A 15,166-nucleotide genomic window follows, 5' to 3' on the forward strand; every position below is an offset into this window, starting at 1 on the left:
GCCCTTCAGGCGCCACATCGAGAGGACGCCAATGCTGGGCGCTATCTATCCAAGTCTCAAGGACCGGACCGTACTGGTGACCGGCGGCGGTTCCGGCATCGGCGAGGCCATCGTTCGGCAATTCGTCGGCCAAGGCTCGCGGGTCGGCTTCATCGACATCGATGTGAAAGCCTCAAATCAGCTGCTGGCCGACCTGCCAGCCGATGCCAAGGTGCATTTCGAGCCCGCCGACCTGCGCGATATCGCCGCCCTGCGGCGCGCGGTCGCCGGCGTCCGCGAGGCGCTGGGGCCGATCACCATCCTGGTCAACAACGCGGCTCGCGACGACCGTCACACCATCGAGGAGGTCACGCCCGAATATTGGGACGAGCGGATCGCAGTGAATCTCAAACACCAGTTCTTTGCCGCCCAGGCGATCGCGCCGGACATGACCCAGGCAGGCGGCGGCTCGATCGTCAACATCGGCTCGGTGAGCTGGGTGATCGGCCAAGGCAACATGCCCTGCTACACCACCGCCAAATCAGCGATTCAAGGCCTGACCCGTGCGCTCGCCCGCGACCTTGGGCCGAACAACGTGCGCGTCAATTCCATCCTGCCCGGATGGATCATGACCCAGCGGCAGCAGGATCTCTGGTTAACGCCTGAGGGTGAGGCCGAAATCATGCAGCGCCAATGCCTCAAGCGCAAGCTCGTGCCGGATGACATCGCCCGCGTCGTCCTCTTCTTTGCTGCGGACGACAGCGGCGCCTGCACCAACCAGAACTACATCGTCGACGGCGGCTGGGTTTGACCCACCTGGCCGACCGGGGTGGCAGGTGCGCTCGCCCGCAGGCCGCCGCTCCCTCTCATTCAGAGGTGGCACCGCCGAGATAAGCGTCGCGCACGCGCGGGTCTTGCCTGAGCTCGCGCGCCGGACCGGACAGGACGATCCTGCCGGTTTGCAGAACATAGGCCTCATGGGCGATTTCGAGAGCAAGGCTTGCGTTCTGCTCGACCATGAAGATCGAGACGCCCTCCTGGTTGATCGTCCGGATCAGCTCCAGCACACGATCGACATAGAGCGGTGACAGCCCCATGGTGGGCTCGTCCATGACGATCAATCGGGGGCGGCTCATCAGCGCACGGGCCATGGCGACCATCTGCTGCTCGCCACCGGACAGCGAGCCGGCCCGTTGCGACAGCCGCTCTCCGAGCTTTGGAAATAGCGTCAGCATGCGATCCAGGTCACGCCCGACCTCCGCACCGTCCGTGCGCACGAATGCGCCCATCAGGATGTTCTCGCGAACACTCATGTCCGCGAACAGCCGGCGCGCCTCCGGCACGGACGCGATACCGCGGCGCACGATCTGCGGCGTCGTCAAACCGAGCATCGAGGTTCCGTCGAACTCAAACTCGCCCGAGCGCGGCCGCACCAGGCCGAGAATGATCTTCATCGTGGTCGACTTCCCGCTGGCATTGCCGCCAAGCAGGCACACGATATGACTGCGCGGCACCTCGATCGAGAGGTCGAAATGCACCTGCGCCTGGCCATAGAAGGTATTGATCGCAGACAGTCGCAGCAGCGGATCGGAGCAGGATGGTGGGTTCATGCCACCGTCTCTTCGTCGTCCGCGGGTTGCGACAGGCCATGACCGAGATATGCCTCGATCACCTTGGGATCGTTACGCACCTCCTCGCCGGTCCCCTCGGCGATCTTCTTGCCCTCGTCCATGACGACGACACGGTCGGACAGGCGCATCACCATGTCGAGCTTGTGCTCGATCAGAAGGATCGTCAGACCCTCCGCCTTCAGTTCGGCGATCAGCTCCTGCATCTCGCTGGTCTCGGTCGGGTTCATCCCCGCGGTCGGCTCGTCGAGCAGCAGCAGCCGCGGCCGGAGCGCGAGCGCACGTGCGATCTCGACCCGCCGGCGATTGGCGTAGGACAGGCTGTAAGCTGGCTGGTCGATCCGTGGCAGGAGACGCTCGCCGAACCGGGCAAGAATCCCCCTCACCTCCTCGCGCAGCCGCTCCTCCTCAAGCTTCACGCTGCCCGGCCGCAGCAGCGCCAAGCCGAGCTCGAGCAACGGCGCGGCCAGGATCGCCGGCGGCCTGACGGCGCGGAGCCGCGTATGGGCACCGATCAGGACATTGTCCATCACGCTGAGATTGCCGAAGACGCGCCCCAGTTGGAATGTGCGCGCCATGCCGCCGGCGGCCAGCCTCTCGGGCGACAGACCTGTGATGTCCCGGCCATCGAAAAACACCTGACCTGCGCCGGGCGCATCCAGCCCGGTGACGAGATTGAACAAGGTCGTCTTGCCGGCACCGTTCGGGCCGATGATGCTCACGAGTTCGCCCTCGGCGAGATCGAGGTCGATGCCGTCCACCGCCGTGAGTCCGCCAAAGCGCCGGGTCAGCCCGCGCAAGGAAAGCAGGGTTGACGGGCCACCGCCGGTCGCGTTCGTCTGCGCTGCGCTGGGTGCGGCCATCAGATCGTCCCCAGCAGGCCCTGCGGCCTGAATCGCACCAGCAGCAACAGGACGATGCCGTAGATCAGGATGCGGTACTCGGCTGCGACGCGGAACACTTCGGGCAGACCAACCAGCGCTACCGATCCGACGATAGCGCCCACCACGTTGCCCAATCCTCCCAGGATCACGATAGTGAGCGCCAGGATGGATTGCTGCGTGTTGAAGGTCTCGTGATTGATATAGGAGTACAGGTGGGCAGCGATGCCTCCGCTCACGCCGGCAGCGAATCCGCCGTAAATGAATGCCAGCGATTTGTAACGGTTCAATCCCAGGCCGTAGCTGCGCGCGGCCACGTCGTCGTCGCGGATGGCACGGAAGCTGCGACCGAGATGCGACGCAAGCAGCCTCGTCTGCAGCAGCGCCAGCAGAACCATGACGGCGAAGCTGAACCAGTAGACTGCTGCAGGGCTGACCAGCTCGTAGCCAAACAGCGACAGTGGCGGAATGCCCGAAATGCCGATCGGTCCGCGCGTGACCGATTCCCAGTTCAAGATGACCAAGGATACGATCTCGCCGATCGCCAATGTTGCAATCGAGACGTAGTGACCGCGCAATCGGAAAGATGGCGAGATAAGAGCCGTGCCGAGCCCAGCACTCATCAGTCCGCCGCAGATGATCGCAATTCCGACCGGCACGGAAAGCTCGAGCGAAAGCAGCGCCGACGTGTAGGCACCGATTGCAAGCAGCGCGGCATGGCCCAGGGAAACCTGCCCCACCGTGCCGGCGACAAGCGTCAGGCTGAGCGCCAGCATGGCGAACAGCCAGGCATTGGTGAGAACCTGAAGCACGTAGGACGAGAGTGGCAGCAGCGGCAGCGATGCGAACACCACGACCGCGATCGCCAAGCTCCAGCGCGGAATCCGGAGCGGACGGCTGGGTGCAACGAAAGTGCCGGTCAGCGGCTCCGGAGGGGTTTGCTTGGAGCTCGCGAACAGGCCGTTCGGCCGCAGCACGAGGACCAGGATCAGCAGTAGAAACGCGAAGAGATTGCGATAACTGGTGCCGAACAGCGCGACACCGTAGCTTTCGACCAGCCCAAGCAGGAGACCGCCGACGACCGCGCCGGGCACATTGCCCGCCCCGCCGGCCACCTCCGCGACGACGCCCTTGAGCGTTGCCTGAAGGCTCATCGCTGTATCGATCTGGTTGTAATACATGCCGACCAGCATGCCGGAGAGCCCGCCAAGCGCGGCAGCTATCCCGAACACGGTCTGATTGACCCGGTTGACGTCAACCCCCATCTGCATGGCAGCCTCGCGGTCCTGCGCTGTGGCTCGCACGGCCCAGCCGAGTTTGCTGTAGCGTAGGAAAACGAAGAGCAGAGCAGCGCTGGTGATGCCAATGCCGGCGATCAAGATGTCGAGCGGACCGATCGTTCCGTTGCCGATCTGGTAACGGATATCCGGCAGCTGGCTCGGCAGCGCTCGCGGATTGGGCGAGAAGGTGAGCATGACGAGCTGATCGAGCACGAAGCTGATGCCGATCGTAGCCAGGAGCGGCGCGATACGGGCCGAATTTTGCAGCGGGCGCAGTCCGAAGCGCTCGATGATCAATCCGACCAGCGCGGAGGCTGCCACGACCAGAAAGATGGTGAGGAGCAGCGGCGTGCGCAGCCCGACCACCGCGACCCAGCCGATATAGGCGCCGACAAGGTAGATCGAGCCTTGCGCGAAATTGATCAGGCGGCTGACGCCGAAGATCAGGGCAAGCCCGACCGCGATGAGTGCGTAGACGTTGCCGACGATCAGCCCATTGATCGTGTAGTCGAGCCAGGAAGACACGCGTGATTCCTAATCAAAAGCGCCGGCGCCTATTGAAGCCGGCCAGTGAACATCAGCTCGGCTTGCCATCCCACAGCGTGAATTGACCTTTCTTGACGACGAGTTCTGCATTCATGGCGCCTTTGACGCGGCGGGTCTGGATATCGAAGGTCGCCGGTCCGAAGATGACCGTGGAGACGTCGTGGACCTTGGCGAAGGCATCGCGAATGGCGCGGCGATCGGTCCCGCCAATTCTCAGCACGGCCGCCGCCACATTCATCGCATCGTAGGAATAGGCGTTGAACGCATCGGGTTCCTGGCCGTTGTATTTTGCCTTGAAGCCCGAGATGAACTTGCGCACCTCCGGCCGCGGATCTTCGGGAAAATACCTGGTGCCGAGATGAACATTCTCGACCGCCTCTCCACCGAGCTCCAAAAATTTCGGCGAGTAGACCGAACTCGCAGCGCAGATCGTCTGCTTCAGGCCGAGCTGTCGCGCTTGACGTGCGATCAGCGCGCCATCCGAATAATACGAGATCAGGATGAGGCCATCCGGATTGGCGTCGCGAACGCGTACCAGCGTCGACCGGAAATCGCGCTCGTCGGGAATATAGCCTTCCGTGATGGCCACCTCAGCGCCAAGCTCCTTGGCGGCGCTGGCGAAATAGTCGCGGCTGGTACGCCCCCAATCGGTGTTCAGGTGCAGAATGGCGAGCTTCTTGAGCCCAAGCTTGCTCACCGCGTAACGCGCCAGCAGCGGCTGCTCGTCAGCCTGACTCACCGAGGTGCTCCACATGAAGTCGCCACCCTTGGTGAAATCCGGATGAGAGTTCGTGAAGCCGAACTGGACCAGGCCTCCGCGCTGGTAGATCGGCGAGGCCGCCATCGATGCCGGACTGGAGAAATCGCCGAGCTCCATCACGATACTCGGGTCCGACACAAACTTCTGGGCGATAGCGACGGACTGGCGCGGATCGCTCTGGCTATCCTCGAACCTGTAAGCGAGCTTGCGCCCATTGATGCCACCGGCCGCCTGGATCTCATCCAGTGCGAGGTCGAAACCCTGCTTCCATTGCGCGCCATATTGCGCATTCGGCCCGGTCAGCGGTCCGCTCACCCCGAGCATGATCGGCTCGGACGACTGCCCCAGGGCATTGCGGGCCCCGGCTGCGGCCATCACGGCCACTGCGAGCGATCCCTTGACCACGGTCCGACGGTTCATCTTGCTCATGTGCGGCTCCATTCATTCTTCATTCTGCTCTGGAACGCTGGTCCCGTTCGCTGGTCTCGTGCCCATCAGTTCGCCACTGGCGCTTCGGCTTCAGCCTCTCTCGTCCAACCCAAGGCCGGCGCCACCACGCTCGCCATCAGATCGATGGATCGCAGAATGAACGGATGAGGCGGGTCGATGGAATGCGCTTGAAACACCAGATCGGTCACCCGCTGCAGGGTGCTGTCGGCACGAAGTGAATCGATCACGTCGTCGGCCGTGCCGACATGGACATCGAACGCGGTGATCATCTCGCTCAGCGTATCTCCGGGCGGGGCGTGGCCACCGGCGATGAAGTGCTCCCGGGCACGCCGCAGGCCGATATCGGCCAAGCGCAGCGCCTCCTTGCGACCGTCCGCGACAAACACGCTGCGCGAGGCCATGATCCTTGGCTGCCGCCCCCGCGGCAGGGCCTCGAGATAGGCATCGATGATCGGGTCCTGAATCTCGGCCAGCGAGGCACGTGGCGCGTCCTTGGATCGGGGCTGCGTCCTCGACAACAACAAGCCGTCACCCGTCCTGCCTGCTCTCGCGCCACCGCTCACCGAAAACGTCGCCTGCCAGATCCGATCGCAAAGCTGCGGTCCTGGCGGATAGATCATGTCGCCGCCGGGGAGCGTCATCCCGCCGAGTGCGTTGCGGACAATGTCGAGATTGCGGGCAAAGATCTCCGCGCGCTGCGCACTGTCGAGCCCGAACGAGGCAAAGGCGGATGGATTTCCGCCGGTCCCGACGCCAAGCTCGAGCCGCCCGCCGGAGAGCAAGTCAAGAACGGCCGCATCCTCCGCCACGCGCACCGGATGCTCCAAAGGGAGCGTGACGATGCCCGTCCCCAAGCGGATGCGCGAGGTTCGCGCGGCGACGAATCCTAGAAAGGCGAACGGAGACGGAAGCCCACCCTCGCCTTCATGGAAATGGTGTTGCGCAATCCACGCTGAATCGAGACCTGCCTTTTCCGCGTGCAGTATCTGCTCGGTTGCCAGTCGGTAGCGCTCAGCCGGTGCCGCATCATCGAGCAGACGCGTGAAGAATCCCAATCTCTTAAGTTCTGCAAAACGGTTCATGAAGACCTTTAGCTTGAAACCCACCGGTCGGGCTTGTCCGGCTTCGCCACCGTCCGGCAAGTTTGCGCGCAGATCATCGTCCCGTCAAATCGACGCACGCAAGCACGAGGCACGCAGCCTCTGCCGGCTTCAAACTGTGCTTGCAGGGATAGCGTCAGGCAACCGGTTCGATCGGATCACCAACTCGGCAGTACTGCGCCCTTGAACTTCGTCAGAACGAATTCCTTGACCTCTGGCGCGTGGTAGCTGTCCACGAGAATCCTGACCCAGGGCTTGTCCTTGTCGGCGGCGCGGACGGCGATCAGATTGACGTAGGGGCCCTTGGGGTCCTCCCGCAGGATCGGGTCCTTCACCGGATCAAGTCCTGCCTGGGTCGCGTAGTTGGTGTTGATCGCAGCGGCGTCCACGTCGTCCAACGCGCGCGGCGATTGCGCTGCGTCCACTTCGATGAACTTCAGCTTCTTTGGATTGTCGGAAATGTCTAGGACTGTCGGCTTGAAGCCGACGCCATCCTTCAGCTTGATCGCACCCTTGTCGCGCAGCAGCAGCAACACCCGCCCGCCATTCGTCGGATCGTTGGGGATCGAAATCTTGCCGCCCTCCGGCACGTCCGCCCAGGTCTTGTACTTCTTGGAATAGACCCCGATCGGGAAATTGACGGTCAACCCGACCGACTCGATCTTGTAGCCGCGATCGGCCTTCTGGTTGTCGAGATAGGGCTGGTTCTGAAACGAGTTGGCCTGGATGTCGCCCGCATCAAGCGCGGCATTCGGCACGACATAATCCGAGAACTCGACCAGCTGGATATCGAGCCCACTCTTCGCGGCGATCGGCTTTACGGCTTCCAGGATCTGCGCATGGGGCCCCGGGGTCACGCCGACCTTGATGGTCTCGGCTGAAGCGCCCACCGACCAGGCCACGAGCAAGGTCGGGAGCATGAAAACGGAACGAAACGACACCTCAGCCTCTCCTGGAATTCAGAACTATGGCATGGTCATCTCCCGCGCCGCCCATGAAATCAATGAAATGGAAATCCAAATTTGTGCTTGTGGCGGGGTGCCGGTTCTATGCCGGCGCCCCAAAAGGAAATGGATCTACGCTCCCCGGCTGGCGCCGCGCCGCCAGCAGCGCAAGGAGCGATTTCGTCAGATTCCTCGGCGCAACGCCGATCGACGTCGCGCGGGAATCGGGTCGACGACTAAAGGCCTCGATCCTCGTACCTTCGTAGCTGAAGACGCGCCCAGACCTCGACCAGCGCCTCGGCGAGCGCATCGATCAGGCCGTCATCATGATAGGGCGACGGCGTGATGCGCAGCCGCTCCTGCCCGCGCGGCACGGTCGGATAGTTGATCGGCTGGATGTAGATGCCGTGCTCCGACAGCAAGAGGTCGGAGGCCAGCTTGCACTTTTCGGGATCGCCGACATGAACCGGGACGATATGGGTGTCGCTCGGCATCACCGGCAGGCCCGCCGCATGCAGCACGGCCTTGAGCCGCGCTGCGCGATCCTGATGCCGCTGCCGTTCCCATTGCGAGGTCTTCAGGTGACGGATCGCGGCGGTGGCCGCCGCGCAGACCGGCGGCGGCAGCGCGGTGGTGAAGATGAAGCCCGGCGCATAGGAGCGCACCGCGTCGATCAGGTTCGCATTGGCCGCGATATAGCCGCCGAGACAGCCATAGGCCTTGGCCAGCGTGCCCTCCAGGATGTCGATCCGGTCCATGGCACCGTCGCGCTCGGCGATGCCGCCGCCGCGCGGGCCGTACATGCCGACCGCATGCACCTCGTCGACATAGGTCAGCGCGCCATAACGCTCGGCGAGGTCGCAGATCCGGTGCAATGGCGCGACGTCGCCGTCCATCGAATACAGGCTTTCGCAGATGATCAGCTTGGGCCGATCCGGATCGGCGGCGCGCAAGAGCTGCTCCAGATGCGCCGTGTCGTTGTGCCGCCAGATCTGCTTCTCGGTGCCGGCCTTGCGGACGCCTTCGATCATGGAATTGTGGTTCAGCGAATCCGACAGCAGCAGGCAGTTCGGCAGCAGCTTGGCGATGGTGGAGATGCCGGTCTCGTTGGAGACATAGCCTGAGGTGAAGACCAGCGCGGCCTGCTTGCCGTGGAGATCGGCGAGCTCCCGCTCGAGCTCGATCAGCGGATGGTTGGTGCCGGCGATGTTACGGGTGCCGCCTGCGCCGGTCCCCATCCGCGTCGCCGCATCGACCATGGCGCCGATGACCTTGGGATGCTGGCCCATGCCGAGATAATCGTTCGAGCACCAGATCACGACGTCGCGCTCGCCCTCCGGCGAATGCCAGATCGCATGGGGAAAGCGGCCGGCCAGGCGCTCGAGATCGGCAAACACCCGGTAGCGGCGCTCCTGATGCAGCTGACCAAGGGCGCGATCGAAATAGGCGTCGTAATCAATACCGAGGCCGATCGCCCTTGCTTGATAGTTCATGACATAGACCTCCAGATCTGGACCAATATTAGTTGAATTTATAGGACCCCTGCACAAACACGCCGTAGCGCTCGGTCGTGTATCTCAGGAGCTGATTGAACGAGTCCACGGAATCCGTGCTGAGATGCCACCAGCGCCCGCCGATGCCGAGGCGAAAGCTGTCAGTCAGTTGATAGTTCAGCACCGTCTCGACTTGAAAGCCGCTGCCGCTGCCGGAGGCGGGATCGCGTCCAAAGGTGAAGTAGTGCGTATCGACCGCGTTCTGGCGGGTCCACGCATAGGCGACCTCGGCCTGCCAGCTCAACCGGTCCCACAGCCGCGTATCCACCGTAATGCCGGCGCGTCCCGTGTGCCAATGATCCTGCTCGGTCACGACTTTGACCGATGGCCCAAGCGCAGGCGCGCAGATCACCGGATTGGCGCCGACCTGGGTGCAGCCTCGCGCATCGACAGTCTCCGTCCAATAGTGATAGCCGACGAAGGCGCCGAGCCGAAATCGCTCCATCTCCAGGAGATTGAAGCCGACGTCGAGATTTGCGTACTGCAGCTGGCCGCTGGCGCTGCTCAAAGTCTTGGATGACGGATTGACGAAGGGCGCGAAGTCCTCGTCGACCAGGCTGCCTGAGCTGATCTTGCCTGCACCAACGTAGCCCTTCAGAAACATGTTCGTGAACGGACCATCGAGTGCGTCCACCCTGAAGAACATCTCGCCGGTGTGCCCGGTCAGCCCGCTGTAGGCCAGGCGCGATACCTGCGCGGTCCCGGTCTGATCGGCAAAATAGCGGTATCGGTTCTGCCCCGAACTGTACCAGTAGCGCAATCCGGCCTCGAGCGCATAGGACGCGAACGGCGATGACGACGACTTGACCGGCAAACCCGCCCCAGGGCTCTGGCCGGCGGCCATCGCCGCCGGGCGAGCCCATGCGCAGCTAACCATCGAAGCCTGACATTTGGTGACGCCATCCGCGCCGAAGTCACGCCTCAACGTCACGGTCGCGAACAGGTCCTTGGTCGTCGATTTGATATTGGCAAGCGTGCTGTCGACGTATCTGTAGCCGATCTCCGCCTCCGTACTGATCTCATTGGACCAGAGATAGGTCGCAAGGAACGATGGAAGGAACGTGTATTCCTTCAGGTCGGTCCGGGTCCCCGTCCTGTAGCCCAGCCGCACCCTTGGACTGACTGAGAGATTGGGTGTGATCGGATAGCGCGAATTGAGATCGAGCACATAGATCTTGGAATCCGCCAGGCTCGCATAGCGCACCGCCCCCATGAACAGGTCTCCGGGCGTGAAGATGTTGTTTCCGGTCAACTGTGCGGAGAGGTAATATTCCAGCCCGCTTGCCGGCGTGCCATCGACGCCGCCCGAGGGCAGCGTTCCCGTCAGATTCGTGACCGTCGCATCGGTGCTGACCTGCCACGTATCGTTCAACGGCTTGGAGTAGCTGATCATCGCCGACTCGAAGGTGGGCGTGCGGTCGATCGCAAACTGCTTGATCTCCGCCGCGGTGTTGAACTTCATCATGTCGTAAAGCGTCAGGAACGGCTGGCCCTGAAGTGCATTCCACGTCGACAGATACGGCACCTTGCGGTAGTCCACCGAGGCATTGAACACCGACTTGTCCTCCAGGGTATAGGTCCCTGAGAAGATCGCCGCATTCAGCTGTCGAAAATAGGTATCGTAATCGATCGTGCCGAGGATCGATTTGTTGCTGTCGAAGTAGCGAAATTCAGCTCCGACTGCCTGGCGGTCGATGACGTTCCGATCATATTGGGTGATCAGGTAGACGCTCGTCTCCAGGCCGCCCAGGATCTTGCCAAAATCGATGCTGGCGCCGTAGAGAGACTTGTTGTCCTTGAACGGCGCGTCGAACCGGCTCCAATTTGGCGAACCTGCCAGCACGTTGAAGCGGAACGCGGGGCTCTGCTGCCAGCTCACCACCGCGCCGTCGAACCGGCCAATCACGCCGCCCGTGTTGCGGGACTGGCGGCCGACACGGAGCGTCACGTCGGCTTCCTTGAGGGTGTAGTCGACCTGTGCGGTCGAGACGCCGTATTTGTCGGTGCTGGTGTCGAACTGCCGTTCATGGGTGAAGGCCAGCTTGAATTTGGTTCTGACGCGGTCATTGTCGGCCGTCCCGAACACGTCGATGTTGGTGAGCAGCGTGTTCTGGTGCACGCGGTGCGCGTCCGCATCGGCATTCGGATTGGGAGCGGTCGACAGATCCTTCACCGCATTCGTACTGTCATTGGTGATGAAGGTCGTAGAGGCGCTGCCTGACACCGACCAACGGGTTTCGCCCGTGGGCGTCCCGGCCTTGACCGGAAGCGTATCGGGCGAGCCCGCCGGCATGTCGCGGGGCCGCTCGGGCGCGCTGCTCGTCGCAGTCAGAATGGCCGCAAGACGTTGCCGGACGCGCTCGCTGCCCTCCCCGCTCTGGTAGCGCCGAAGGTAGTCTTCGTATTCGGCCTGTGCCGCAGCGGTCTGCCCGGACTTCTGGAATGCGACGCCGAGCAACTCCTGGGCTTCGGCGCTCGCGCTGTTCTCCGGATATTTCAAGACCCGCCGCAGGATGGCGATCGCGCTGCTGAAATTGCCTTTCCGGACCGCAGCCCGCGCTTCGTCCATCGACCCCTCGATCAGTCTGATGTCGGCTTCCGTAAGGCTTTGCTGAGGTCCCTCTTTACGCACCGAGGTCGGAGCGGTGGCAGAGCCCTTCTGCTTGGGGTTGCGGACGTCCGGAGCACCTGGGGCAGGAGCAGTTGGGAACAGCGCCCCCACCTTGCAGGCCGAGACGGGCCCCTTCCGTGCGATCACCACCGCGATCGTTTCGAAGCTTCCGGATTGCACGACCTGATAGGCAACCGGGCCCGCAAACTGGGCGACCAGGACCGGGCCCTTGGCTTCATCCAGGGCGAGGTAGACATCCTGGATTCCCGACGACTGCGCCCTCTCGATCCTGATACCCTCGCGCCTGACCAGACGCCGCGCCAGAACCGCTTCGCGATCGACCAGCTGAAGGTTGATGCTCAGCTGGTCACCGCGATCCTGCGGAAAGTGTCCGGTATAGCGGACGCGGACATGGAAATTGATCCGCAGCAGGCTGCAATTGCCGATCGTCGTGACGTCGGCGGAGGACACGAACTGGTCGATGACCGGCTGGGCGTTTACGCGCCGGACGCTCGAGCCGAACAGGCAGGCGCCGGCAACAAACAGCACAAACGATAGCCGCACGGCGGCGCTCGCCGAACGGCCGGCGAGCGAGAGGAAGCTGCACATGCTCACCATCCGCCTCCGTTCACGCGATGCGCCTTCGGTCGCCGCGTCACGATCGTCGTCTGGGATTGATCGGCATAGAGGTGGCAGGCGCCGGTGCAATCCCGGAGCTCGGCAGCGGTGTAGTTCATCGGTACGGGCTTGAGATACTTTGCGTGCTGTTGCGGATGGAAGTCACCGGCGTGACAGGCGGCGCAGTCGGGCTTGTAGGCCGCGAACTTCCAGGGAACGACTTGTGAATTGCTGGCATGGCAGCCGACGCAGCTGATCGCAGCGCCATGGTTCGGGAAGCTGGCCGACATGTGCTGGTAGGTGACAGAGGTCCAGCTAACGCTTCGGTGACAGCTTTCGCAGGGTGCGTTGGTCACGAAATGCCGCGGGCTTTTTCCGCTTGCGGTCGTCCCGTTGTGACAGCTCGCGCACGGCGCGGACAAGGTCGCGTGATCCATTCGTGCGCCGCTGAACGAGACCGTCCCCTTGTGGCAAGTGTCGCAGGCTGCGTTGGTCACAATGTGCTTCTGCGGCTTGCCGGTCGCGGTCACCCCGTTGTGGCAGCTTGCGCATGGTGCGGTGGCTCCGGTGTGATTGAAACGAGCTCCGGCGAACGTTGCCGTGCTCTTGTGACAGGTATCGCAGGGCGCATTGGTCACGACGTGCTTCTGCGGCTTGCCGGTTGCGACCGCCCCGTTGTGACAGCTGGCGCATGGTGCGGTGACTCCGGTGTGATTGAAGCGCGCGCCGGCAAACGTGGCCGTGCTCTTGTGGCAGGTCTCGCAAGGCGCATTGGTCGCGACGTGCTTCTGCGGCTTGCCGGTTGCAGTCATACCGTTATGGCAGGAGCTACAAGCTCCCGTCGCACCGGCGTGATCGAAGCGCGCGCCGGCAAACGTGGCCGTGCTCTTGTGGCAGGTCTCGCACGGCGCGTTGGTCACGACGTGCTTCTGCGGCTTGCCCATCGCGATCGTGCCGTTGTGGCACGAGCTGCACGCCGCCGTCGTGCCGGTGTGGCTGAACCGCGCGCCGGCGAACGTTGTCGTGCTCTTATGGCAGGTCTCGCAGGGCGCATTGGTCACGACGTGCTTCTGCGGCTTGCCCATCGCGATCGTGCCGTTGTGGCAGGAACTGCACGCCCCCGTTGTACCGGCGTGATCGAAGCGCGCGCCTGCGAACGTTGCGGTGCTCTTGTGGCAGGTCTCGCAGGGCGCATTGGTCACGACGTGCTTCTGCGGCTTGCCCATCGCAATCGTGCCGTTGTGGCACGAGCTGCACGCCGCCGTCGTGCCGGTGTGGCTGAACCGCGCGCCGGCGAACGTGGCCGTGCTCTTGTGGCAAGTGTCGCAGGGCGCATTGGTCGCGATATGGTTCTGGGGCTTTCCGGTGGCGTCTCTTCCGTTGTGGCAGGAGGCGCATGGTCCCCTCGCCGTAAGATGATCGAACTTTCTCGCGCCAAGGCTCGGCGTCCCCAAACCAGTGAGGCCAGGCTTGAGTTGCTTGGTTGGATCCAGCGACGAGAGTCCGCCTGCGGAAGTCTCCGACTGGTCCGCTGCTGGCCGGCCGAACGCAGGCGACAGCCTTGTCCGCGGATCTGTCGAGGGGAGTTGTCCCAATCCCGGAGCAGCAGCCTGAGGATTGGCCGACTGCGGCGCCGTCGAGAAGGTCGGCAAGGCTCCGGCTTTCGGCGCCGCATCCGGCTTGGCCGCGCCACCCGCTCCGACGTTGTCGTTTGCCGGTGCCGATGCCATCGGATTCGCCGCATTCGCGACCGGCTTGTTGCTGAGCAGAATGCCCGCGTTCCCGCCTGGCGCCGCAGCCGTTGCGGCAGGCTTTGCCGCTGGCGTCGTCGCGGACGGCGCAGTCGCTGCTTGCGGCGCGTTCGCCGGAGCCGTGGTCATGGTCCGATTGGCAGTGGCCGCTGTCGCCGACTTGGCCGTCGGGTTCGCCGGGGTGAGCGACTTCGCCGTGGTCGAGCAGCCACCAGCCGATTCCCGCGGATCGTCATCCCAGGTCGAGAAGTTGGCCGCGGCGCCTTGATGACAGCAGCCGCAATCCTGCGCTTTGGCACTGTGGCCAGGTCCTTGCGCGCCCCTTCGCCCCTGGCTCCGATACGCCCCGTTGTGACAGCTGTCGCACCTGGTCGCATGAACAGCCGAATGGTTCATGGTGTAGGTGGCGAAGCTCGCCGCGGTGTTGCTGTGGCAGTTCGAGCACTGCACGCCCGTCACCGGGATGTGCGGCGGTGTCGTCATGCCCTTTGCCGTCGAGCCGTTGTGGCAGGACGAACAGTTGGTGTCGGCCGCGGTATGGGCGAACGCGGCGCCTGCCCAGCTGGTGTAGCCGCCGCTCGCTGCCTTGGTATGGCAGCTGACGCAGTCCCGGCCGCCGGTGGCGACGTGACCCGGATAGGACGCCGTCCCCATCGCGCCCTTGGTGCCCTGGCCGGTGTAGGAGCCGTTGTGGCAGCTGTCGCAGCGCGCCGTCGACACCGCCGCATGGTTCATCGTGTAGGTGGCGAAGCTCGCCGCGGTGTTCGTATGGCAGTTCGAGCACTGCACCCCCGTCACCGGGATGTGCGGTGGCGTCGTCATGCCCATCGCGGTCTTGCCGTTGTGGCAGGTCGCGCAGTTGGTGTCGGTGGCCGCATGCTTGTAGCCGGCGCCGCCCCAGCTGGCGAACCCACCGCTCGCTGCCTTGGCGTGGCAGGTGATGCAGTCCTGGCCGCCGGTTGGGACATGGTTCGGATAGGACGCCGTGCCCATCGCGCCCTTGGTGCCCTGGCCGGTGTAGGAGCCGTTGTGGCAGCTGTCGCAGCGCGCCGTCGACACCGACGC

General features: G+C 63.7%; 9 protein-coding genes and 1 pseudogene. 1 reads left to right on the top strand and 9 read right to left on the bottom strand.

The window, feature by feature from the left end:
- The first annotated feature begins 31 nt into the window (after positions 1-31).
- Complete coding sequence (locus tag QX034_RS33900) at positions 32-790, top strand: SDR family oxidoreductase (RefSeq protein WP_315703208.1); 759 nt, start codon at positions 32-34, stop codon at positions 788-790.
- Between the two features lie 55 nt (positions 791-845).
- Here the strand turns inward: QX034_RS33900 and QX034_RS33905 are convergent, their stop codons facing one another.
- The 9 genes and pseudogenes from QX034_RS33905 to QX034_RS33945 all read right to left on the bottom strand — a co-directional run.
- The gene (locus tag QX034_RS33905; RefSeq protein ID WP_315703207.1) at positions 846-1,589 is read right to left on the bottom strand and encodes an ABC transporter ATP-binding protein; all 744 of its coding nucleotides are present in this window, start codon (positions 1,587-1,589) and stop codon (positions 846-848) included.
- Positions 1,586-2,470, bottom strand: a complete 885-nt coding sequence (locus QX034_RS33910) for an ABC transporter ATP-binding protein (RefSeq protein ID WP_315744413.1) — start codon at positions 2,468-2,470, stop codon at positions 1,586-1,588. The genes QX034_RS33905 and QX034_RS33910 overlap by 4 nt, the downstream gene beginning before the upstream one ends.
- Positions 2,470-4,293 carry an ABC transporter permease gene (locus tag QX034_RS33915; protein ID WP_316196336.1) on the bottom strand — a complete coding sequence of 608 codons (1,824 nt, stop codon included), beginning with the start codon at positions 4,291-4,293 and terminating at the stop codon, positions 2,470-2,472. The genes QX034_RS33910 and QX034_RS33915 overlap by 1 nt, the downstream gene beginning before the upstream one ends.
- A gap of 52 nt (positions 4,294-4,345) precedes the next feature.
- Positions 4,346-5,503, bottom strand: coding sequence for an ABC transporter substrate-binding protein (locus QX034_RS33920; protein WP_316196337.1), 1,158 nt, complete (start codon positions 5,501-5,503; stop codon positions 4,346-4,348).
- Between the two features lie 65 nt (positions 5,504-5,568).
- The gene (locus tag QX034_RS33925; protein WP_316175476.1) at positions 5,569-6,606 is read right to left on the bottom strand and encodes a putative FMN-dependent luciferase-like monooxygenase; all 1,038 of its coding nucleotides are present in this window, start codon (positions 6,604-6,606) and stop codon (positions 5,569-5,571) included.
- Between the two features lie 176 nt (positions 6,607-6,782).
- Positions 6,783-7,544 (bottom strand): MetQ/NlpA family ABC transporter substrate-binding protein, encoded by a 762-nt coding sequence (locus tag QX034_RS33930; protein WP_315704249.1) that lies wholly within the window; start codon positions 7,542-7,544, stop codon positions 6,783-6,785.
- Between the two features lie 260 nt (positions 7,545-7,804).
- On the bottom strand, positions 7,805-9,061 hold the full coding sequence (hemA, locus tag QX034_RS33935) for a 5-aminolevulinate synthase (RefSeq protein ID WP_410052835.1): 1,257 nt from the start codon (positions 9,059-9,061) through the stop codon (positions 7,805-7,807).
- Positions 9,062-9,089: 28 nt separating this feature from the next.
- Positions 9,090-12,341, bottom strand: coding sequence for a tetratricopeptide repeat protein (locus QX034_RS33940; RefSeq protein WP_315766582.1), 3,252 nt, complete (start codon positions 12,339-12,341; stop codon positions 9,090-9,092).
- 2 nt (positions 12,342-12,343) lie between these two features.
- Positions 12,344-15,166, bottom strand: a pseudogene (locus tag QX034_RS33945) (hypothetical protein); the annotation flags it as partial.

It is taken from the genome of Bradyrhizobium sp. SZCCHNR3119, from assembly GCF_032487775.1.
Lineage (GTDB): Bacteria > Pseudomonadota > Alphaproteobacteria > Rhizobiales > Xanthobacteraceae > Bradyrhizobium.